At 59.6% G+C, this 23,297-nt stretch carries 9 protein-coding genes, 4 tRNA genes and 6 rRNA genes; 16 read left to right on the top strand and 3 right to left on the bottom strand.

The window, feature by feature from the left end; genetic code table 11:
* Window positions 1-94: 94 nt before the first annotated feature.
* The 15 genes from ilvC to I0D00_RS08300 all read left to right on the top strand — a co-directional run bounded on the left by ilvC (window position 95) and on the right by I0D00_RS08300 (window position 17,426).
* Entirely contained in the window at window positions 95-1,111 is a 1,017-nt protein-coding gene (gene ilvC, locus I0D00_RS08370) for a ketol-acid reductoisomerase (protein WP_213639259.1), read from the top strand.
* 155 nt (window positions 1,112-1,266) lie between these two features.
* Window positions 1,267-2,082 carry a CDP-diacylglycerol--serine O-phosphatidyltransferase gene (gene pssA / locus I0D00_RS08365; protein ID WP_213639258.1) on the top strand — a complete coding sequence of 272 codons (816 nt, stop codon included), beginning with the start codon at window positions 1,267-1,269 and terminating at the stop codon, window positions 2,080-2,082.
* A gap of 738 nt (window positions 2,083-2,820) precedes the next feature.
* Window positions 2,821-4,357, top strand: a 16S ribosomal RNA gene (locus I0D00_RS08360).
* A gap of 65 nt (window positions 4,358-4,422) precedes the next feature.
* A tRNA-Ile gene (locus tag I0D00_RS08355) sits at window positions 4,423-4,499 on the top strand.
* Between the two features lie 31 nt (window positions 4,500-4,530).
* Window positions 4,531-4,606: transfer RNA gene (locus tag I0D00_RS08350), tRNA-Ala, on the top strand.
* Between the two features lie 244 nt (window positions 4,607-4,850).
* A 23S ribosomal RNA gene (locus I0D00_RS08345) occupies window positions 4,851-7,741 on the top strand.
* A 140-nt stretch (window positions 7,742-7,881) separates the two neighbouring features.
* Window positions 7,882-7,997 (top strand): 5S ribosomal RNA (gene rrf / locus I0D00_RS08340).
* A 390-nt stretch (window positions 7,998-8,387) separates the two neighbouring features.
* A 16S ribosomal RNA gene (locus tag I0D00_RS08335) occupies window positions 8,388-9,924 on the top strand.
* A 65-nt stretch (window positions 9,925-9,989) separates the two neighbouring features.
* Window positions 9,990-10,066, top strand: a tRNA-Ile gene (locus I0D00_RS08330).
* 31 nt (window positions 10,067-10,097) lie between these two features.
* Window positions 10,098-10,173, top strand: a tRNA-Ala gene (locus tag I0D00_RS08325).
* Between the two features lie 244 nt (window positions 10,174-10,417).
* Window positions 10,418-13,308 (top strand): 23S ribosomal RNA (locus I0D00_RS08320).
* A gap of 140 nt (window positions 13,309-13,448) precedes the next feature.
* Window positions 13,449-13,564, top strand: a 5S ribosomal RNA gene (rrf, locus tag I0D00_RS08315).
* Together the 16S, 23S and 5S rRNA genes with 4 tRNA genes alongside form the textbook arrangement of a ribosomal RNA operon.
* A 296-nt stretch (window positions 13,565-13,860) precedes the next feature.
* Window positions 13,861-14,520: a paraquat-inducible protein A gene (locus I0D00_RS08310; protein WP_213639257.1), complete on the top strand. Its 660-nt coding sequence runs from the start codon at window positions 13,861-13,863 to the stop codon at window positions 14,518-14,520.
* Window positions 14,507-15,130 (top strand): paraquat-inducible protein A, encoded by a 624-nt coding sequence (locus I0D00_RS08305; RefSeq protein ID WP_213639256.1) that lies wholly within the window; start codon window positions 14,507-14,509, stop codon window positions 15,128-15,130. Before I0D00_RS08310 ends, I0D00_RS08305 begins: the two co-directional genes overlap by 14 nt.
* Window positions 15,123-17,426, top strand: coding sequence for a PqiB family protein (locus I0D00_RS08300; RefSeq protein WP_213639255.1), 2,304 nt, complete (start codon window positions 15,123-15,125; stop codon window positions 17,424-17,426). The genes I0D00_RS08305 and I0D00_RS08300 overlap by 8 nt, the downstream gene beginning before the upstream one ends.
* A gap of 51 nt (window positions 17,427-17,477) precedes the next feature.
* Here the strand turns inward: I0D00_RS08300 and mksF are convergent, their stop codons facing one another.
* The 3 genes from mksF to mksB form a co-directional block, all read right to left on the bottom strand.
* Window positions 17,478-20,309 carry an Mks condensin complex protein MksF gene (gene mksF, locus I0D00_RS08295; RefSeq protein ID WP_213639254.1) on the bottom strand — a complete coding sequence of 944 codons (2,832 nt, stop codon included), beginning with the start codon at window positions 20,307-20,309 and terminating at the stop codon, window positions 17,478-17,480.
* Window positions 20,306-21,004, bottom strand: a complete 699-nt coding sequence (mksE, locus tag I0D00_RS08290; RefSeq protein ID WP_213639253.1) for an Mks condensin complex protein MksE — start codon at window positions 21,002-21,004, stop codon at window positions 20,306-20,308. Before mksE ends, mksF begins: the two co-directional genes overlap by 4 nt.
* A 105-nt stretch (window positions 21,005-21,109) precedes the next feature.
* A complete protein-coding gene (gene mksB / locus I0D00_RS08285) occupies window positions 21,110-22,351 on the bottom strand; it encodes an Mks condensin complex protein MksB (RefSeq protein WP_213639252.1) in 1,242 nt (413 codons plus the stop codon).
* Window positions 22,352-22,578: 227 nt separating this feature from the next.
* Here mksB and I0D00_RS08280 point away from each other — a divergent pair, with 227 nt between their 5' ends.
* Window positions 22,579-23,184 (top strand): hypothetical protein, encoded by a 606-nt coding sequence (locus I0D00_RS08280; RefSeq protein ID WP_213639251.1) that lies wholly within the window; start codon window positions 22,579-22,581, stop codon window positions 23,182-23,184.
* Window positions 23,185-23,297: the final 113 nt, after the last annotated feature.

Raw genomic sequence — 23,297 nt, 5'->3', positions numbered from 1 at the left:
TATATCATTTTACGCAACGGTGCGGATCACTTAAGGTGCCTCTTGTCACGGTGCCTTTGCGCCCCACTCCTTTCGATTCAAAAGAGCCAAGAACATGAAAGTTTATTACGACAAAGACTGCGACCTCTCCATCATCCAGGGCAAGAAAGTCGCCATCATCGGTTACGGCTCCCAGGGCCATGCCCAGGCGTGCAACCTGAAGGACTCCGGTGTCGACGTCACCATCGGTCTGCGCAAGGGCTCGAGCACCGTTGCCAAGGCCGAGGCCCACGGCCTCAAGGTCACCGACGTCGCCTCCGCCGTCGCCGCCGCCGACCTGGTGATGATCCTCACTCCGGACGAGTTTCAGGGCCAGCTGTACAAGAACGAGATCGAGCCGAACATCAAGCAGGGTGCCACTCTGGCCTTCTCCCACGGCTTCGCCATCCACTACAACCAGGTGGTGCCGCGTGCCGACCTCGACGTGATCATGATCGCGCCGAAGGCCCCGGGCCACACGGTGCGCTCCGAGTTCGTCAAGGGCGGCGGCATCCCTGACCTGATCGCGATCTACCAGGACGCCTCCGGCAACGCCAAGAACGTCGCCCTGTCCTACGCCTCCGGCGTCGGTGGCGGCCGTACCGGCATCATCGAAACCACCTTCAAGGACGAGACCGAAACCGACCTGTTCGGCGAGCAGGCCGTTCTCTGTGGTGGCTGCGTCGAACTGGTCAAGGCCGGTTTCGAAACCCTGGTCGAAGCCGGTTATGCCCCGGAAATGGCCTACTTCGAGTGCCTGCACGAACTGAAGCTGATCGTCGACCTGATGTACGAAGGCGGCATCGCCAACATGAACTACTCGATCTCCAACAACGCCGAGTACGGCGAGTATGTGACCGGCCCGGAAGTGATCAACGAGGAGTCGCGCAAGGCCATGCGCAACGCCCTGAAGCGCATCCAGGACGGCGAGTACGCCAAGATGTTCATCAGCGAAGGTGCTACCAACTATCCGTCGATGACCGCCAAGCGCCGCAACAACGCGGCCCATGGCATCGAGATCATCGGCGAGCAGCTGCGCTCGATGATGCCGTGGATCTCCGCCAACAAGATCGTCGACAAGAGCAAGAACTAAGCCCTGTCGGTGTTAGAAAGAACGCGGCCTTGGCCGCGTTTTTTCGTTCTGTAGCGAGGCTTCTGGTATAAAGCCTGGTCATCGAGGCGGGCGGGCAGCCTGTTGCCCTGGTTGCTGTTCGCCGAAATTCTCCTATCCGTTGCAAGGTGTTGTTCATGAACGAACGTCCAGAAGAGCCCAAGTCGGCCGCCGACGAAGAGAGCCTCCTGCCAATCGACGAGCATGTCGAGGAAGGGCATGACGATGAGGGGCGCAAGGTTCGTCACCGCGGCGTCTACCTGCTGCCCAACCTCTTCACCACGGCGAACCTGTTTGCGGGCTTCTACGCCATCATCAATGCCATGAACGGCAACTTCTACGTGGCCGCCGCCGCCGTGTTCGTGGCCATGGTGCTGGATAGCCTCGATGGCCGGGTGGCGCGCCTGACCAATACTCAGAGCGCCTTCGGCGCCGAATACGACTCCTTGTCCGATATGGTCGCCTTCGGGGTGGCTCCGGCGTTGTTGGCGTTCGAGTGGGCACTGGGCAGCATGGGCAAGGTAGGCTGGATGGTGGCGTTCATATACGTCGCCGGAGCGGCGCTGCGCCTCGCGCGCTTCAATACGCAGATCGGCACCACCGACAAGCGCTACTTCATTGGTCTGGCCAGCCCGGCAGCGGCCGGTGTCGTCGCCGGCACTGTCTGGGCCTTCAGTGATTTCGGCATCAAGGGCTCGAATATGGCCTTTGGCGTGGCGGTTCTGGTAGCGGCTGCGGGCATGCTCATGGTCAGCAACATCAAGTACTACAGCTTCAAGGACCTGGACCTGAAGGGGCGGGTGCCCTTTGTCGCGATTCTAGTGGTCGTGCTGCTGTTCGCCGTGGTCTTCAGCGATCCACCGCGGATACTCCTGATCATCTTCCTGGCCTACGCCGCTTCCGGCCCCTTGCAGTACTTGTTGCAGTTGCGTCGGCGCAAGTCGGTGAAGTGATTCGGTCTTTGCTAGGCTCTGCAGTGCGTTGTCTTTCGTGGCTGCAGAGTTGCCTTGTTGTTTCCCTTCGCGTTCTTTTCCGTGCTTCTTCTTTTCCCGCTTTTCCCGGGCTTATGTGCCGCGCATGGTGCTCTCAGCAGCGTGTGGACCGCCATCGGGAGCTGAATGCGAACAAATGTAAAATAAAGCGTTGACCTGTCGCGAGCGGGGCCTATAATGCGCACCACTTCCGGCGCGGACCTCTCGGAAAACCTCTTGTAAATCAATTGGTTGACTTAAAAATAGGGGTTGCAATGCAGCGAAAGCTGCGTAGAATGCGCCGGCCTGGCAGGGTGAGTGGTTGATCCTGTCGGCGCTTCGGTCGAGTCGATCGGAGGCGGTTGAAAGAGGTGGTTGACAGCGGGTTTGAGCGCTGTAGAATTCGCCTCCCGCTGACGAGGGGCTGAAAGCCGATCGAAGGCGCAAGCGGTTGAGTTTGAAAAGAATTTTTCGAAACTGCTTGACGGAAGATGAGGCTGCTGTAGAATGCGCGCCTCGGTTGAGACGAAAGACTTAACCAACTGTTCTTTAACAACTGAATCAAGCAATTCGTGTGGGTGCTTGTGAGGTAAGACTGGTAGTCAACTGATTATCAGCATCACAAAGCAACACTCGTTAATTCGAGAGTTACCTCTTTTAAGTAAGAGATTTGCGATTGCTGAGCCAAGTTTAGGGTTTTCTCAAAACCCAAGCAGTATTGAACTGAAGAGTTTGATCATGGCTCAGATTGAACGCTGGCGGCAGGCCTAACACATGCAAGTCGAGCGGATGAGGGTAGCTTGCTACCTGATTCAGCGGCGGACGGGTGAGTAATGCCTAGGAATCTGCCTGGTAGTGGGGGACAACGTTTCGAAAGGAACGCTAATACCGCATACGTCCTACGGGAGAAAGTGGGGGATCTTCGGACCTCACGCTATCAGATGAGCCTAGGTCGGATTAGCTAGTTGGTGAGGTAATGGCTCACCAAGGCGACGATCCGTAACTGGTCTGAGAGGATGATCAGTCACACTGGAACTGAGACACGGTCCAGACTCCTACGGGAGGCAGCAGTGGGGAATATTGGACAATGGGCGAAAGCCTGATCCAGCCATGCCGCGTGTGTGAAGAAGGTCTTCGGATTGTAAAGCACTTTAAGTTGGGAGGAAGGGTTGTAACCTAATACGTTGCAATTTTGACGTTACCGACAGAATAAGCACCGGCTAACTCTGTGCCAGCAGCCGCGGTAATACAGAGGGTGCAAGCGTTAATCGGAATTACTGGGCGTAAAGCGCGCGTAGGTGGTTTGTTAAGTTGGATGTGAAAGCCCCGGGCTCAACCTGGGAACTGCATCCAAAACTGGCAAGCTAGAGTACGGTAGAGGGTGGTGGAATTTCCTGTGTAGCGGTGAAATGCGTAGATATAGGAAGGAACACCAGTGGCGAAGGCGACCACCTGGACTGATACTGACACTGAGGTGCGAAAGCGTGGGGAGCAAACAGGATTAGATACCCTGGTAGTCCACGCCGTAAACGATGTCAACTAGCCGTTGGAATCCTTGAGATTTTAGTGGCGCAGCTAACGCATTAAGTTGACCGCCTGGGGAGTACGGCCGCAAGGTTAAAACTCAAATGAATTGACGGGGGCCCGCACAAGCGGTGGAGCATGTGGTTTAATTCGAAGCAACGCGAAGAACCTTACCTGGCCTTGACATCTACAGAACTTTCCAGAGATGGATTGGTGCCTTCGGGAACTGTAAGACAGGTGCTGCATGGCTGTCGTCAGCTCGTGTCGTGAGATGTTGGGTTAAGTCCCGTAACGAGCGCAACCCTTGTCCTTAGTTACCAGCGGGTTATGCCGGGAACTCTAAGGAGACTGCCGGTGACAAACCGGAGGAAGGTGGGGATGACGTCAAGTCATCATGGCCCTTACGGCCAGGGCTACACACGTGCTACAATGGTCGGTACAAAGGGTTGCCAAGCCGCGAGGTGGAGCTAATCCCATAAAACCGATCGTAGTCCGGATCGCAGTCTGCAACTCGACTGCGTGAAGTCGGAATCGCTAGTAATCGTGAATCAGAATGTCACGGTGAATACGTTCCCGGGCCTTGTACACACCGCCCGTCACACCATGGGAGTGGGTTGCACCAGAAGTAGCTAGTCTAACCGCAAGGGGGACGGTTACCACGGTGTGATTCATGACTGGGGTGAAGTCGTAACAAGGTAGCCGTAGGGGAACCTGCGGCTGGATCACCTCCTTAATCGACGACATCAGCTTCTTCATAAGCTCCCACACGAATTGCTTGATTCATTGCGAAAGACGATTGGGTCTGTAGCTCAGTTGGTTAGAGCGCACCCCTGATAAGGGTGAGGTCGGCAGTTCGAATCTGCCCAGACCCACCAATTGTTGTGGGGTTTGGCCTTGTACGAATATGGGGCCATAGCTCAGCTGGGAGAGCGCCTGCCTTGCACGCAGGAGGTCAGCGGTTCGATCCCGCTTGGCTCCACCACTTACAGCCCGTGTAGAGTTCAGAAATGAGCGTTCCAGGTTTAACCTGTTGAATGTTGATTTCTGGTCTTTGACCAGTAGCGAATCGTTCTTTAAAAATTTGGGTATGTGATAGAAGTGACTGATTGACTGCTTTCACTGGCAGTTGGTCAATCAAGGTAAAATTTGCGTTGTTCTCAAGTGCAAATTTTCGGCGAATGTCGTCTTCACGTTAGAGACAATAACCAGATTGCTTGGGGTTATATGGTCAAGTGAAGAAGCGCATACGGTGGATGCCTTGGCAGTCAGAGGCGATGAAAGACGTGGTAGCCTGCGATAAGCTTCGGGGAGTCGGCAAACAGACTTTGATCCGGAGATCTCTGAATGGGGGAACCCACCCAGCATAAGCTGGGTATCCTGCACTGAATACATAGGTGTAGGAGGCGAACCAGGGGAACTGAAACATCTAAGTACCCTGAGGAATAGAAATCAACCGAGATTCCCTTAGTAGTGGCGAGCGAACGGGGACTAGCCCTTAAGCTTCTTTGATTTTAGCGGAACGCTCTGGAAAGTGCGGCCATAGTGGGTGATAGCCCTGTACGCGAAAGGATCTTAGAAGTGAAATCGAGTAGGACGGAGCACGAGAAACTTTGTCTGAATATGGGGGGACCATCCTCCAAGGCTAAATACTACTGACTGACCGATAGTGAACCAGTACCGTGAGGGAAAGGCGAAAAGAACCCCGGAGAGGGGAGTGAAATAGAACCTGAAACCGTATGCGTACAAGCAGTGGGAGCCTACTTTGTTGGGTGACTGCGTACCTTTTGTATAATGGGTCAGCGACTTATATTCAGTGGCGAGCTTAACCGAATAGGGGAGGCGTAGCGAAAGCGAGTCTTAATAGGGCGTTTAGTCGCTGGGTATAGACCCGAAACCGGGCGATCTATCCATGGGCAGGTTGAAGGTTAGGTAACACTGACTGGAGGACCGAACCGACTACCGTTGAAAAGTTAGCGGATGACCTGTGGATCGGAGTGAAAGGCTAATCAAGCTCGGAGATAGCTGGTTCTCCTCGAAAGCTATTTAGGTAGCGCCTCGTGTATCACTGCTGGGGGTAGAGCACTGTTTCGGCTAGGGGGTCATCCCGACTTACCAAACCGATGCAAACTCCGAATACCAGCAAGTGTCAGCACGGGAGACACACGGCGGGTGCTAACGTCCGTCGTGAAAAGGGAAACAACCCAGACCGTCAGCTAAGGTCCCAAAGTTATGGTTAAGTGGGAAACGATGTGGGAAGGCTTAGACAGCTAGGAGGTTGGCTTAGAAGCAGCCACCCTTTAAAGAAAGCGTAATAGCTCACTAGTCGAGTCGGCCTGCGCGGAAGATGTAACGGGGCTCAAACCATACACCGAAGCTACGGGTTCAACGTAAGTTGAGCGGTAGAGGAGCGTTCTGTAAGCCTGTGAAGGTGAGTTGAGAAGCTTGCTGGAGGTATCAGAAGTGCGAATGCTGACATGAGTAACGACAATGCGAGTGAAAAACTCGCACGCCGAAAGACCAAGGTTTCCTGCGCAACGTTAATCGACGCAGGGTGAGTCGGCCCCTAAGGCGAGGCAGAAATGCGTAGTCGATGGGAAACGGGTTAATATTCCCGTACTTCTAGTTACTGCGATGGAGGGACGGAGAAGGCTAGGCCAGCACGGCGTTGGTTGTCCGTGTTTAAGGTGGTAGGCAGAGTGCTTAGGTAAATCCGGGCGCTTAATGCCGAGAGCTGATGACGAGTTGTCTTTTAGACGACGAAGTGGTTGATGCCATGCTTCCAGGAAAAGCTTCTAAGCTTCAGGTAACTAGGAACCGTACCCCAAACCGACACAGGTGGTTAGGTAGAGAATACCAAGGCGCTTGAGAGAACTCGGGTGAAGGAACTAGGCAAAATGGCACCGTAACTTCGGGAGAAGGTGCGCCGGTGAGGGTGAAGGGTTTACCCCGTAAGCTCATGCCGGTCGAAGATACCAGGCCGCTGCGACTGTTTATTAAAAACACAGCACTCTGCAAACACGAAAGTGGACGTATAGGGTGTGACGCCTGCCCGGTGCCGGAAGGTTAATTGATGGGGTTAGCTAACGCGAAGCTCTTGATCGAAGCCCCGGTAAACGGCGGCCGTAACTATAACGGTCCTAAGGTAGCGAAATTCCTTGTCGGGTAAGTTCCGACCTGCACGAATGGCGTAACGATGGCGGCGCTGTCTCCACCCGAGACTCAGTGAAATTGAAATCGCTGTGAAGATGCAGTGTATCCGCGGCTAGACGGAAAGACCCCGTGAACCTTTACTATAGCTTTGCACTGGACTTTGAGCTTGCTTGTGTAGGATAGGTGGGAGGCTTTGAAGCGTGGACGCCAGTTCGCGTGGAGCCATCCTTGAAATACCACCCTGGCAACCTTGAGGTTCTAACTCTGGTCCGTTATCCGGATCGAGGACAGTGTATGGTGGGTAGTTTGACTGGGGCGGTCTCCTCCTAAAGAGTAACGGAGGAGTACGAAGGTGCGCTCAGACCGGTCGGAAATCGGTCGTAGAGTATAAAGGCAAAAGCGCGCTTGACTGCGAGACAGACACGTCGAGCAGGTACGAAAGTAGGTCTTAGTGATCCGGTGGTTCTGTATGGAAGGGCCATCGCTCAACGGATAAAAGGTACTCCGGGGATAACAGGCTGATACCGCCCAAGAGTTCATATCGACGGCGGTGTTTGGCACCTCGATGTCGGCTCATCACATCCTGGGGCTGAAGCCGGTCCCAAGGGTATGGCTGTTCGCCATTTAAAGTGGTACGCGAGCTGGGTTTAGAACGTCGTGAGACAGTTCGGTCCCTATCTGCCGTGGACGTTTGAGATTTGAGAGGGGCTGCTCCTAGTACGAGAGGACCGGAGTGGACGAACCTCTGGTGTTCCGGTTGTCACGCCAGTGGCATTGCCGGGTAGCTATGTTCGGGAGAGATAACCGCTGAAAGCATCTAAGCGGGAAACTTGCCTCAAGATGAGATCTCACTGGAACCTTGAGTTCCCTAAAGGGCCGTCGAAGACTACGACGTTGATAGGTGGGGTGTGTAAGCGCTGTGAGGCGTTGAGCTAACCCATACTAATTGCCCGTGAGGCTTGACCATATAACACCCAAACAATTTGTTGTTTGTGTGCTCGATGGCTGAAGTCGACAACAAACCGAAAATTTGCCAGAACACGCAATACCGCATATCACATACCCAATTCGGGGAAGCGCCTCAACCGCGACTCCCCAGCTGAATTGCTTGACGACCATAGAGCGTTGGAACCACCTGATCCCATCCCGAACTCAGTAGTGAAACGATGCATCGCCGATGGTAGTGTGGGGTTTCCCCATGTGAGAGTAGGTCATCGTCAAGCACCTATCCCAAACCCCCGACCCGCGCAAGCGGGTCGGGGGTTTGCCTTTTAGTGAAAGCCTAAGATTTTCATCTCGGGCTGAGGCTTCAAGTGATGAAAGTCCTGAAGCCGCCGCAAGCGGTTGAGTTTGAAAAGAATTTTTCGAAACTGCTTGACGGAAGATGAGGCTGCTGTAGAATGCGCGCCTCGGTTGAGACGAAAGACTTAACCAACTGTTCTTTAACAACTGAATCAAGCAATTCGTGTGGGTGCTTGTGAGGTAAGACTGGTAGTCAACTGATTATCAGCATCACAAAGCAACACTCGTTAATTCGAGAGTTACCTCTTTTAAGTAAGAGATTTGCGATTGCTGAGCCAAGTTTAGGGTTTTCTCAAAACCCAAGCAGTATTGAACTGAAGAGTTTGATCATGGCTCAGATTGAACGCTGGCGGCAGGCCTAACACATGCAAGTCGAGCGGATGAGGGTAGCTTGCTACCTGATTCAGCGGCGGACGGGTGAGTAATGCCTAGGAATCTGCCTGGTAGTGGGGGACAACGTTTCGAAAGGAACGCTAATACCGCATACGTCCTACGGGAGAAAGTGGGGGATCTTCGGACCTCACGCTATCAGATGAGCCTAGGTCGGATTAGCTAGTTGGTGAGGTAATGGCTCACCAAGGCGACGATCCGTAACTGGTCTGAGAGGATGATCAGTCACACTGGAACTGAGACACGGTCCAGACTCCTACGGGAGGCAGCAGTGGGGAATATTGGACAATGGGCGAAAGCCTGATCCAGCCATGCCGCGTGTGTGAAGAAGGTCTTCGGATTGTAAAGCACTTTAAGTTGGGAGGAAGGGTTGTAACCTAATACGTTGCAATTTTGACGTTACCGACAGAATAAGCACCGGCTAACTCTGTGCCAGCAGCCGCGGTAATACAGAGGGTGCAAGCGTTAATCGGAATTACTGGGCGTAAAGCGCGCGTAGGTGGTTTGTTAAGTTGGATGTGAAAGCCCCGGGCTCAACCTGGGAACTGCATCCAAAACTGGCAAGCTAGAGTACGGTAGAGGGTGGTGGAATTTCCTGTGTAGCGGTGAAATGCGTAGATATAGGAAGGAACACCAGTGGCGAAGGCGACCACCTGGACTGATACTGACACTGAGGTGCGAAAGCGTGGGGAGCAAACAGGATTAGATACCCTGGTAGTCCACGCCGTAAACGATGTCAACTAGCCGTTGGAATCCTTGAGATTTTAGTGGCGCAGCTAACGCATTAAGTTGACCGCCTGGGGAGTACGGCCGCAAGGTTAAAACTCAAATGAATTGACGGGGGCCCGCACAAGCGGTGGAGCATGTGGTTTAATTCGAAGCAACGCGAAGAACCTTACCTGGCCTTGACATCTACAGAACTTTCCAGAGATGGATTGGTGCCTTCGGGAACTGTAAGACAGGTGCTGCATGGCTGTCGTCAGCTCGTGTCGTGAGATGTTGGGTTAAGTCCCGTAACGAGCGCAACCCTTGTCCTTAGTTACCAGCGGGTTATGCCGGGAACTCTAAGGAGACTGCCGGTGACAAACCGGAGGAAGGTGGGGATGACGTCAAGTCATCATGGCCCTTACGGCCAGGGCTACACACGTGCTACAATGGTCGGTACAAAGGGTTGCCAAGCCGCGAGGTGGAGCTAATCCCATAAAACCGATCGTAGTCCGGATCGCAGTCTGCAACTCGACTGCGTGAAGTCGGAATCGCTAGTAATCGTGAATCAGAATGTCACGGTGAATACGTTCCCGGGCCTTGTACACACCGCCCGTCACACCATGGGAGTGGGTTGCACCAGAAGTAGCTAGTCTAACCGCAAGGGGGACGGTTACCACGGTGTGATTCATGACTGGGGTGAAGTCGTAACAAGGTAGCCGTAGGGGAACCTGCGGCTGGATCACCTCCTTAATCGACGACATCAGCTTCTTCATAAGCTCCCACACGAATTGCTTGATTCATTGCGAAAGACGATTGGGTCTGTAGCTCAGTTGGTTAGAGCGCACCCCTGATAAGGGTGAGGTCGGCAGTTCGAATCTGCCCAGACCCACCAATTGTTGTGGGGTTTGGCCTTGTACGAATATGGGGCCATAGCTCAGCTGGGAGAGCGCCTGCCTTGCACGCAGGAGGTCAGCGGTTCGATCCCGCTTGGCTCCACCACTTACAGCCCGTGTAGAGTTCAGAAATGAGCGTTCCAGGTTTAACCTGTTGAATGTTGATTTCTGGTCTTTGACCAGTAGCGAATCGTTCTTTAAAAATTTGGGTATGTGATAGAAGTGACTGATTGACTGCTTTCACTGGCAGTTGGTCAATCAAGGTAAAATTTGCGTTGTTCTCAAGTGCAAATTTTCGGCGAATGTCGTCTTCACGTTAGAGACAATAACCAGATTGCTTGGGGTTATATGGTCAAGTGAAGAAGCGCATACGGTGGATGCCTTGGCAGTCAGAGGCGATGAAAGACGTGGTAGCCTGCGATAAGCTTCGGGGAGTCGGCAAACAGACTTTGATCCGGAGATCTCTGAATGGGGGAACCCACCCAGCATAAGCTGGGTATCCTGCACTGAATACATAGGTGTAGGAGGCGAACCAGGGGAACTGAAACATCTAAGTACCCTGAGGAATAGAAATCAACCGAGATTCCCTTAGTAGTGGCGAGCGAACGGGGACTAGCCCTTAAGCTTCTTTGATTTTAGCGGAACGCTCTGGAAAGTGCGGCCATAGTGGGTGATAGCCCTGTACGCGAAAGGATCTTAGAAGTGAAATCGAGTAGGACGGAGCACGAGAAACTTTGTCTGAATATGGGGGGACCATCCTCCAAGGCTAAATACTACTGACTGACCGATAGTGAACCAGTACCGTGAGGGAAAGGCGAAAAGAACCCCGGAGAGGGGAGTGAAATAGAACCTGAAACCGTATGCGTACAAGCAGTGGGAGCCTACTTTGTTGGGTGACTGCGTACCTTTTGTATAATGGGTCAGCGACTTATATTCAGTGGCGAGCTTAACCGAATAGGGGAGGCGTAGCGAAAGCGAGTCTTAATAGGGCGTTTAGTCGCTGGGTATAGACCCGAAACCGGGCGATCTATCCATGGGCAGGTTGAAGGTTAGGTAACACTGACTGGAGGACCGAACCGACTACCGTTGAAAAGTTAGCGGATGACCTGTGGATCGGAGTGAAAGGCTAATCAAGCTCGGAGATAGCTGGTTCTCCTCGAAAGCTATTTAGGTAGCGCCTCGTGTATCACTGCTGGGGGTAGAGCACTGTTTCGGCTAGGGGGTCATCCCGACTTACCAAACCGATGCAAACTCCGAATACCAGCAAGTGTCAGCACGGGAGACACACGGCGGGTGCTAACGTCCGTCGTGAAAAGGGAAACAACCCAGACCGTCAGCTAAGGTCCCAAAGTTATGGTTAAGTGGGAAACGATGTGGGAAGGCTTAGACAGCTAGGAGGTTGGCTTAGAAGCAGCCACCCTTTAAAGAAAGCGTAATAGCTCACTAGTCGAGTCGGCCTGCGCGGAAGATGTAACGGGGCTCAAACCATACACCGAAGCTACGGGTTCAACGTAAGTTGAGCGGTAGAGGAGCGTTCTGTAAGCCTGTGAAGGTGAGTTGAGAAGCTTGCTGGAGGTATCAGAAGTGCGAATGCTGACATGAGTAACGACAATGCGAGTGAAAAACTCGCACGCCGAAAGACCAAGGTTTCCTGCGCAACGTTAATCGACGCAGGGTGAGTCGGCCCCTAAGGCGAGGCAGAAATGCGTAGTCGATGGGAAACGGGTTAATATTCCCGTACTTCTAGTTACTGCGATGGAGGGACGGAGAAGGCTAGGCCAGCACGGCGTTGGTTGTCCGTGTTTAAGGTGGTAGGCAGAGTGCTTAGGTAAATCCGGGCGCTTAATGCCGAGAGCTGATGACGAGTTGTCTTTTAGACGACGAAGTGGTTGATGCCATGCTTCCAGGAAAAGCTTCTAAGCTTCAGGTAACTAGGAACCGTACCCCAAACCGACACAGGTGGTTAGGTAGAGAATACCAAGGCGCTTGAGAGAACTCGGGTGAAGGAACTAGGCAAAATGGCACCGTAACTTCGGGAGAAGGTGCGCCGGTGAGGGTGAAGGGTTTACCCCGTAAGCTCATGCCGGTCGAAGATACCAGGCCGCTGCGACTGTTTATTAAAAACACAGCACTCTGCAAACACGAAAGTGGACGTATAGGGTGTGACGCCTGCCCGGTGCCGGAAGGTTAATTGATGGGGTTAGCTAACGCGAAGCTCTTGATCGAAGCCCCGGTAAACGGCGGCCGTAACTATAACGGTCCTAAGGTAGCGAAATTCCTTGTCGGGTAAGTTCCGACCTGCACGAATGGCGTAACGATGGCGGCGCTGTCTCCACCCGAGACTCAGTGAAATTGAAATCGCTGTGAAGATGCAGTGTATCCGCGGCTAGACGGAAAGACCCCGTGAACCTTTACTATAGCTTTGCACTGGACTTTGAGCTTGCTTGTGTAGGATAGGTGGGAGGCTTTGAAGCGTGGACGCCAGTTCGCGTGGAGCCATCCTTGAAATACCACCCTGGCAACCTTGAGGTTCTAACTCTGGTCCGTTATCCGGATCGAGGACAGTGTATGGTGGGTAGTTTGACTGGGGCGGTCTCCTCCTAAAGAGTAACGGAGGAGTACGAAGGTGCGCTCAGACCGGTCGGAAATCGGTCGTAGAGTATAAAGGCAAAAGCGCGCTTGACTGCGAGACAGACACGTCGAGCAGGTACGAAAGTAGGTCTTAGTGATCCGGTGGTTCTGTATGGAAGGGCCATCGCTCAACGGATAAAAGGTACTCCGGGGATAACAGGCTGATACCGCCCAAGAGTTCATATCGACGGCGGTGTTTGGCACCTCGATGTCGGCTCATCACATCCTGGGGCTGAAGCCGGTCCCAAGGGTATGGCTGTTCGCCATTGAAAGTGGTACGCGAGCTGGGTTTAGAACGTCGTGAGACAGTTCGGTCCCTATCTGCCGTGGACGTTTGAGATTTGAGAGGGGCTGCTCCTAGTACGAGAGGACCGGAGTGGACGAACCTCTGGTGTTCCGGTTGTCACGCCAGTGGCATTGCCGGGTAGCTATGTTCGGGAGAGATAACCGCTGAAAGCATCTAAGCGGGAAACTTGCCTCAAGATGAGATCTCACTGGAACCTTGAGTTCCCTAAAGGGCCGTCGAAGACTACGACGTTGATAGGTGGGGTGTGTAAGCGCTGTGAGGCGTTGAGCTAACCCATACTAATTGCCCGTGAGGCTTGACCATATAACACCCAAACAATTTGTTGTTTGTGTGCTCGATGGCTGAAGTCGACAACAAACCGAAAATTTGCCAGAACACGCAATACCGCATATCACATACCCAATTCGGGGAAGCGCCTCAACCGCGACTCCCCAGCTGAATTGCTTGACGACCATAGAGCGTTGGAACCACCTGATCCCATCCCGAACTCAGTAGTGAAACGATGCATCGCCGATGGTAGTGTGGGGTTTCCCCATGTGAGAGTAGGTCATCGTCAAGCACCTATCCCAAACCCCCGACCCGCGCAAGCGGGCCGGGGGTTTGCCTTTGTGCGCTGGAAAACTGAGGCGACTACTGGAAGTCGTGTCAGCGTACCGCCAGGCCGGCCAACAGTGGCGTTAGATCCTGCAGGCGTCCGGCGATCAGATGGCGTGTCGAGTGCGTGGGAGGGGGCGGGTAATGGGCCGATGCCCTGATGCCGCCGCCGGCTGCGATGACCCGGCCCGTGCGCTTGGCACTTAACCAGTTGCCGGCCGCGCTCGGCTAGAATGAGTGCACTTTCTCGAGAATCCGCTTATGTCCGATTCGGCCGACCTTCAGCCCTTGCCTGAGCTTGCAGTCGAGCGATTGATCGCCTGTCACGAGTGCGACCTGCTGATGCGCAAACCGCAGGCCGGCTATGACGAACGGGTCGAGTGTCCGCGCTGTGGTTTCGAACTCTATACCCACCGACATCAGGTGGTGCGGCGCAGCCTGGCCTTGGTGATCGCCGCCCTGTTGCTCTATGTGCCGGCCAACTTCCTGCCGATCATGCAGCTCAACCTGCTCGGACAGCGCAGCGAGGACACGGTGTGGAGCGGCGTGCTCGGGCTGTACGACAGCGGCATGCAGGGCATCGCCGCGGTGGTGTTCCTCTGCAGCATGGCGGTGCCGCTGCTCAAGCTGCTGTGCCAGCTGGCGGTGCTGCTGAGCATTCGTCTGGACCTGGGCCGCAGCTATGGCCTGCTGCTGTACCGCATCTATCACCACCTGCGCGAGTGGGGCATGCTCGAGGTCTACCTGATGGGCATCCTGGTGGCCATGGTCAAGCTGGCCGACCTGGCGGACCTCAGCCTCGGCGCCGGCCTGTTCTGTTTCGTCGCGCTGCTGCTGGTCCAGGCTTGGCTCGAGGTGAGCATGGCGCCGCACCAGATCTGGCAGGCCCTGTCGGGGGAGGATCGCCATGCGGGCGATTGATGCCGGGCTGCTGGTCTGCCACGAATGCCACCTGCTCAACCCCGCGCAGGCCGAGGTCGCGCACCAGCACTGCGAGCGCTGCGGCGGCTTGCTGCACGCGCGCCGGCCGAACAGCCTGGCGCGCACCTGGGCCCTGCTGCTGACCGCGGCGATCCTCTATGTTCCGGCCAACCTGCTGCCGATCATGACGGTCAACTCCCTGGGCAAGGGCCAGTCGGACACCATCATGTCCGGGGTGATCGAACTGGTGCACCTGGGCATGCTGCCGATCGCCGCGGTGGTGTTCATCGCCAGCATCCTGGTGCCGACCTTCAAGCTGGTGGGCATCGCCCTGCTGCTCTACTCGGTGCAGCGGCATCAGCCGATGTCGCCGCGCCAGCGCGTGCTCATGTTCCGTTTCATCGAATGGATCGGCCGCTGGTCGATGCTGGATATCTTCGTCATCGCCATCCTGGTGGCGCTGGTCAGGTTCGGCAACCTGGCCAGCATCGAGCCGGGGATGGGCGCGGTGGCCTTCGCCAGCGTGGTGATCCTGACCATGCTCGCCGCCTTAACCTTCGATCCCCGCCTGATCTGGGACAACACGGAGTCGGACCACGACCATGAATGACCTGCCACTGGCCAAAACCCGTCCGGCTTCCAACTGGTCGGCCATCTGGGTGCTGCCCATCATCGCCCTGCTGATCGGCGGCTGGCTGGGCTGGCGTGCCTACACCCAGGCCGGCATCGAGATCGAGGTGTTCTTCGACAGCGGCGCGGGCATCCAGGCCGGCAAGACCGAGGTGATCTACAAGGGCATGCCGATCGGCAAGGTCAAGGCCCTGGCCCTGGACGACAGCGGCCAGCAGCGCGGGGTGGTCGCCACCATCGAGATGAACCAGGAGGTCAAGCCGCACCTGCGCGAGAACGCCCGCTTCTGGCTGGTCAAGCCCAGCGTCAGCCTGGCCGGGATCACCGGCCTGGAGACCCTGGTGTCGGGCAACTACATCGCGGTCAGCCCGGGCGATGGCGAGCCGAGCCTGAGATTCCAGGCGCTGTCCGAACCGCCGCCGCTGTCCGACGACCAGCCCGGCCTGCACCTGACCCTGAAGGCCGAGCGCCTGGGCTCGCTGAATCGCGACAGCCCGGTGTTCCACAAGCAGATCCAGGTCGGCCGGGTGAAGAGCTACGCCCTGGCCGAGGACCAGAGCACGGTGGAGGTGAAGGTGTTCATCGAGCCGGCCTACGCCAGCCTGGTGCGCAAGCACACGCGGTTCTGGAACGCCAGCGGCATCAGCATCGATGCCGGCCTGTCGGGCTTCAAGCTGCGCAGCGAGTCGTTGGCCAGCATCGTCGCCGGCGGCATCGCCTTCGCCACGCCGGAGCACCGCAAGGACAGCCCGGCGACCGATCCGCGCTTCCCCTTCCGCCTCTACGAGGATTTCGACGCCGCCCAGGCGGGCATCCGGGTGCTGGTCAAGATGACCGATTTCGAAGGCCTGCAGGCGGGGCGGACCCCGGTGCTGTACAACGGCATCCAGGCCGGCCTGCTGAAGACGCTCAAGGTCAACGACGACCTGAGCAGCGCCACGGCCGAACTGACCCTGGACCCGCGCACCGAGGACTACCTGGTCGAGGGCACCGAGTTCTGGGTGGTCAAACCATCGATCTCCCTGGCCGGCATCACCGGCCTGGAGGCCCTGGTCAAGGGCAACTATATCGCCGTGCGTCCGGGGGAGAAGGGCGCGGCGGCCAAGCGCGAGTTCGAGGCGCGGCCCAAGGCGCCGCCGCTGAACCTGGATGCCCCGGGCCTGCACCTGGTGCTGCTGAGCGACAGCCGCGGTTCGCTGGAGGTCGGCAACCCGGTCCTCTATCGCCAGGTCAAGGTCGGCTCGGTGCAGAGCGTGCAACTGGCCCGCGACGACCAGCAGGTGGCGTTCGGCGTGCACATCGAGCCGGAGTACGCCCACCTGGTCAACAGCAGCACGCGCTTCTGGAATGCCAGCGGCATCACCCTCAAGGGCGGCCTGTCCGGGATCGAGGTCCGGAGCGAGTCGCTGCAGACCTTGCTGGCCGGCGGCATCGCCTTCGAGACCCGCGACCGGCAGGCGCCCAGGCAGGACAGGCGGGTGCAGCGCTTCCCCCTGTATGACAGCCGCGACAGCGCCCTGCAGAACGGCGTGGCGATCAGCATCCGCCTGGAACGCGGCGACGGCCTGGGCCCGGGCACGGCGATCCGCTACCGCGGCCTGGACGTCGGCAAGGTCGAGCGCATCGAGCTGGCCGACGACCTGCAGAGCGTCGTGCTGCATGGCCGGATCACCCTGGCGAGCGCGCGCATCGCCCGTGCCGGTACGCAATTCTGGGTGGTCAAGCCGGAGTTGAGCCTGACCCGGGTGACCAACCTGGACACCCTGGTCGGCGGCCAGTACCTGGAGGTGCTGCCGGCGGAGCAGGCCGGGCGCCAGCAGACCGCGTTCGTCGCCCTGGACGCGCCACCGACCCAGGCTGTGCGCGAGCCCGGGCTGCGCCTGGTGCTCAGCGCGGCCCAGCGCAACTCGCTGAAACCCGGCGAACCGGTGACCTACCGCGAGGTGCCGGTGGGCAAGGTGAAGGGAGTCGAGCTGGGGCCGACTGCCAACCGGGTGCTGGTGCATGTGCTGATCGAGCCGCGCTATGCGCCGCTGGTGCACGGCGGCAGCCGTTTCTGGGTCAGCTCCGGCATCGGCGTCGAGGCCGGCCTGTTCCAGGGGGTCAAGGTGCGCACCGAGTCCCTGGAGACCATCATCGCCGGCGGCGTGGCCTTCGCCACCCCGGAGGGCGAGCAGATGGGCGCCAAGGCCCTGCCGGGGCAGACCTTCGCCCTGTTCGAGGAGGCGCAGGAGCAATGGCTGCGCTGGGCGCCGAAGATCGACTTGGCGCAGTAGGCGCATGAACAAGGGCCGCAGCAGCGGCCCTTGTTCATGGTGCTTGCGGGCTCAGGCCGGTTCGGCGCTGGTCTCCGGCACCACGGCCTCGGCCTTGCTCGTCTCGCGGGGGCGGATGAACTTCCAGTCGGCCTCGTCGATGTAGATGCCGGCCGGGCCGCTGCCACCCTCCAGGTCGATGGCCACGTGGGCCGAGACCTGCGGCTTGACCGAGGCGAGGATGGGCACGAAGCCCAGCTGCAGGCTGGTCTCGATCAGCGCCTGCTGGTTGCGCTCGTCGATGTCCGCCGCCTCGTCCAGGTAGTAGGGCAGGCGCACCCGTCCGGCCTGCTCGCGGTCCATCAGGTGCAGCAGCAGGTACATGTTGGTCAGCGCCTTGATGGTCATGGTGGTGCCGTTGGACGCCGCCCCGTCGATGTCGGTGTGGATCACCGGCGCGCCGCCGACCTTGGTGATCTCGAACGCCAGCTCGAAGAGGTCTTTCAGGCCCAGCTGGTTGTGGTTGGCCGCCACCAGGCGGGCCAGGTACTCCTTGGCCTGCTCGTTCCTGGCGTCCTGTTCGCTGCTCTGCTGCAGGTCGAACACCGACAGGGTCTCGCCTTCCTCGTACTGGCCGGCGCTGTGGATGATCTGGTCGATGTGCTTGAGCGCCTCCTTGTTCGGCGCCAGGACGATGCGGAAGCTGGCGAGGTTGGAGACCTGGCGGCGGTTGATCTCGCGGTTGAACAGCGCCAGCTGGTGTTCCAGGTTGTCGTAGTCGCTGCGGATGTTGCGCAGGGTGCGGGCGATGTCGGTGACCGCGGCGCGGCGGGCCTTGGCCAGGGTCAGGGCCTCGTCCTGGCGATGGGCGTAGGCGTTGACCAACAGCTGCAGGCGACGCTCGACGTCGTCCTCGCTGTCGAACTTGGCCACGCCCTTGAGGCGCACCTGGGCGTAGAGTGCCTCGATCTGCCCGTCGACGCGCTGCAGGCCCTGCCAGGCGTCCTGATAGTCATTGAGCAACGGCAGCAGGTTGTCCAGGCTGTCGTCCACCGGGTCGGTGAAGGGCGTGCCGAACGGCAGGTCGGCCGGCAGCAGCTGGCGGCGGCGCAGGGCATCGTCCAGGGTGCGCTGCTTGGCCTCCAGGTCGGCCAGCTGGCGGCCGACCAGCTGCAGCTTGGCCGACAGCTGCTGCACGCGCTCGGCGAAGGCGTCGCTGGTACGTTTGAGCTCGTCCTGGGCGGCCTCCAGCTGGGCCAGCTGCTCCAGCTTGTCGGCCTCCTCGACAGCCAGGGTCTGGCTGCGGCGGTAGTCTTCCAGGGCTTTCTGCGCATCCAGCACGGCCTGGTACAGCGCCTCGGCCTGGGCCTTGCTCGCGGCGCGGTCGGCGGCCACCGCCTGCTGGGTCTTGAGTTGCTTGAGCTCGCGCTCCAGGCGGTCCTTCTGGTCGCGCAGGGCGGCGCGGTCGGCCAGGGCCTGCAGGGCCGGCGGCTCGATATGGGACAGGTCGATGGACAGGCCCGGCACGCTGAAGGTGTCGCCCTTGAAGCGCTCCAGTACCGCCTCGACGGCTTTCACCCAGTCATCACCTTCGGCCTGGATGCCTTTCTCGCCCAGCGGCAGGCTGAACAGCTGGCCGTTGAACAGGCGCATCAGGCGATCGACGTCGGCCTGGGAGAACTCCTCGCGCAGCCGTGCATAGCTGTTGTTGTCGGCGTGGTCGAGCCGCTGCCGGACCGACTTGAGGCGCTTCTCCAGGTCGCGCAGGCGCTCGTCCAGATCCTCGCTGCTGAACTGGCGGGACTGCGCCAGGGCGCCGGCCAGCTCGTCGTGGGCATCCTTGGCGGCCAGAAACTGGGCCTCCAGCACTTGGGCGTTGTCGACCAGGGCGAAGCGGTTCTTCAGCACGGCCAGCTCGCCGAGCCAGCGCTGGATCTCGCTGATCGCCCGCTCCAGGCGCATCAGCTCGGCGGTGCCGCCGCGCTGCTCCTGCTGCAGGCCGTCCTGCTCGCCCCGGTAGTGCTCGGCCTGGATCACCAGCTCCTCGCGGCGGGCGCCGGCGTAGTCCTGCCAGGTGCCGAGCAGCGAGTCGAGCAGCGGCGAGAGACAGTGCAGCTTGCCGCGCAGCTGTTCGCGCTGGGCCACGCCGGCACTCAGGGCCTCGATCAGCGGGCCGGCGCCGACCAGGGCCTGGTAGTCCTGTTCCATTCGGCGCACATCGCGGAAGGCCTCCTCGGTGGCGGCGATGTAGTCGACGCTGCCCGAGCGCAGGCTGTGCTCGAAGGCGTCGAGGAACAGCTGCTTGAGCTTGGCGGCGGTGATCTCGCGCATGTGCAGCAGGTTGATGAACAGCGCGCGGAAGGTCTTCAGGCTCTGCTCGCTGGTGGAACGCAGGGGGATCAGGGTCAGGTCCAGGGGCACCGAGGTATGGCCGCCGACCAGCAGGCGGCGCAGTTCGTCCGGCTTGAGCTCGTAGGCCTTGATGCCGACCCGCTCGAGGTTGGCGAACAGCTCGCGCTGGCGCAGGCAGCTGCCGTTCTTCTGGTAGTGCTGCAGGTCCAGCTCGCCCTGGTAGGCGAAGAACTGGTGGCCGAAACCGCCACCGGGGCCGCGGCCGGCCACGCCGATGACGTGGGGGCCGTGGGGCAGGGCGACCTCCACCAGGATGTAGCTGGTGTCGCTGGCGAAGTAGAACCGGCGCGACTGCTCCAGGCTGTACTTGCCGAAGCTCATGTCCGACATGCGCGCCAGGATGGGGAACTGCAGGGTGTTGATCGAGGCCGACTTGCCCAGGTTGTTGGCGCCGTACACCGACAGCGGGTTTTCCAGGGGGAACAGGCCGAGGCTGTAGCCGGCGGTGTTCAGCAGGGCGAAGCGGCGGATGCCGTAGCGTTCCTGGCTCATGCGTCTATCTCCTGGGCGGCGCGTTCTTCGGCCATGGCGCGGGCCAGGGCGTCTTCTTCGGATTGTTCGGCGGCGAACTCGTCGAGGGCGACGATCGCCTCGCCGCTGTCGTCGTCGAGCAGCAGCGGCGCCGGCAGCGGCAGGTCGCTGCTGTGCAGGCTGGCGGCCAGGTCGCGGTCGTGCTGCACCGCCAGGCAGACGTCGAGGAAACGGTGCATGGGCGCGAGGAAGCGGTACACGCCGTTGCTGTCGGCGGCGAAGCCGAGCTGGGTCAGGCGGCGGATGACCTTGTCCTCCAGCTCCTCCTGGGTGGTGACCTCGGCCTGGAGGAACAGGTCCTTGTATTTGTCCAGCAGCGCCGGCAGTTCGTCGCGGCCGATGCTGCCGCCGTCCAGCACGGCCAGCGGGTCGCGGCCCTGGTCGGCCAAGTGCTCGACCAGGATGAAGGTGAACAGCGCCAGGCGCTGGGCGGTCTTGTTGACCTGGGCGCCCATCTGCTCGGGCACGAAGTAGTAGAAGCCGCGCGGGTCGCACACCAGCTCGAAGCCGAGGGCCTTGAACAGCGCGCGGTACTGGTCCTGCTGGCTGGACAGCTGGGCGTAGCATTCCGGTTCGCTACGCGACAGGTGGTAGCCCTTGAACAGCTCGCGGAAGATGGCCGAGAGCTGGGTCATTTCTTTAAGGTCGATGTTCATGCGCAAGACTCGCAGGCAGTCGTAGGGTGGAAAGCCGCGAAGCGCTTTCCACCATGAAGAGGGTGACAGGTGGACAAGCTGCGCGTTGGCCACCCTACGCAGGGCTTAAGCATCGGGGCGGCCCAGCAGCGCATAGGAGCTCAGGCTGAGCTGGTGCTCGCGGGTCAGGTAGTCGCGGCGCTCCAGACGTTCGCGCTGGAAACGCGCGTCGCGGGACAGGCGCGAGAACCAGTAGAGCAACTCGTCGGTAGCGCCTTCCGGCTCCTGCGCCAGCAGCCAGAGCATCAGGTCGGGCAGCGGCAGGGCCTGTTCGCAGCGCTCGAGCATCTCGCGGGCGGTCTTCGGTGCCTGGGGCGCACCGCTCTTGCGGCTGGCGCCGGCCTTGGGGAAGTGTGCCGGCTTGGCTTCGAAGCGGGCCAGGGCATAGACGTAGGCCTCGACCTGGGAGGCGCTGCCGAGGAAGGTGCTCTGCGGCCGGCTGAACAGCGGCAGGGCCGCCTGGGGCACGGCATCCAGGCCGCGTTTACGAATCGCGGAAAGCGCCAGCGCCGCGCCGCGGGTCACCGCGTTATGCCGGCGCGCCTCCTCGCGCAGCGGCAGCAGCAGCTCGCGGGCGCGGCGCAGGGTCAGCTGGGCGGTGGTCTGCATCTCCAGGATGCGCGCGTGGGTGCGCAGCAGCAGGTCGTCGTCGACCAGCTGGCCGAGGCGCTGCTGCTCGCCGAGCAGGCGCAGCAGCACGTGCTCGACGCGGTACACGCCCTGCTCGAAGGCGCCGTCGGCGGCCACCAGCTGGATCATCGGCTCGACGTACTCGTCCCAGGTGGCCAGCACCTCGGCATAGCGCTGGCGCAGGGGGATCTGCCGGTCGCTGGTCTTGGCCCGTTCGGCCACGGCGATCAGTGCCTGCTCGTCGTTGCCGAGCTTCTTCAGCACGTCGCGCACGCGCATGTCGAGCAGGCGCAGCTGGCGCGCCAGGTCGGCGGCGTCGCGCACCTCGAAGGCATCCTGGATATAGCCGGCCAGGCGCTCCAGATGGCGCAGGTAGGCCTCGATTTCCAGGCACAGGCCGAGGCGGTGCTCGCGGCGCAGGTAGGCGAGGAAGTCGTGGATCTGCGCGTTGAGCTCGAAGCGGTTGGGGCTCTTGGCCACGGGCACCAGGATGTCCAGGCGGATCCACTGGTCGAGCAGGGCGGTGATGTCCACCGGGGTGCTGTCGGGCAGCTGGGCGGCGAGCTGGTTGCGCAGCTCGACCAGGCTCAGGGTACCGGCGTCGAAACGCTCGCACAGCGGCTCGAGCAGGGTCCAGTGTTCGGCGAGGGCGCGCAGCACGCGCTTGGGGTCGATCATCGAGGGGCCGGTCGCTCAATCGGAAAAAACGCCGATTGTACTGCATCGGCCGGCCGGCGCTTGAGTGCGAACCGATCGGAGGCACAGGTGACGCAACGCGGCAGTTTCGGACGGCCCCGGCCCGGGAGAACGGCTCGGAGCGGCCCGCAAGGCCCGTTCAAGTCGTTGATTTGCTTGGCATGCTTTCTGCGAGGCAGAGGCGCCCCCCTTTGCCGAGCGAGCTTACCTTGTCCGCCTCCGCCGCCACTCTCGATGAATGCTGGGACGCCTTGCAGGGGTTGCCCGATCTGACCCGGGACCTCGGCGCCATCACCGATCGCGCCGAGGCGGTCGCCTTTCTGCGCCGTTTCGAGAATCGCCTGTGCGTCTACTCGGGTTATGTGCAGAAGCTCTACAGCAACTACAGCTTCGTGGTGCCGCAGAGTGATCACGGCGACATCACCGTCCTGCCGGACGAGCAGGCCTGGCACGACACCTTCCACGACATCCCGGCCCACGCCGTGGCGCCGACCGGGGTGCATATCCTGCCGGGCGAGACCCTGGGGCGCAGCGGCCTGTACCTGAAGATCCCCCACGGCAACCGCCTGGTGGCTTCCGCCGAGCTGCCCTTCCAGCAAGGTCTGCGCCTGCTGGTCCAGCGCTATCGGGCGTGGGGCGAGGATTTCCTGCCGGTGCTGGTCAAGGGCGACTTGCGCGAGTACGAGGCGCGCATGCCGTCGCTGCACCTGCACCGCATTGACCTGGCCGGCCTGGGGCACTGCTCGCAGCTGAGCATCAATGCCATCAAGGGGGCGATCGCCGAGCACCTGCTCGGGCTGTTGCGCCAGGGCTGAGCGGCGTCGGCGCCAGGCCGGGCGACCGCACAGCCGCTGCAGGCTTTCCGTCGGGGGCATTTCACGCCACAATTCCTCCCTTGAGTGCCCCGCCAGTGGGCGCCTTTGCCTGA

The organism is Pseudomonas lalucatii (assembly GCF_018398425.1).
Classification (GTDB): domain Bacteria; phylum Pseudomonadota; class Gammaproteobacteria; order Pseudomonadales; family Pseudomonadaceae; genus Aquipseudomonas; species Aquipseudomonas lalucatii.
Note: the sequence above shows the minus strand (reverse complement) of the source record. Positions and strands in the feature narration are given on the sequence as shown.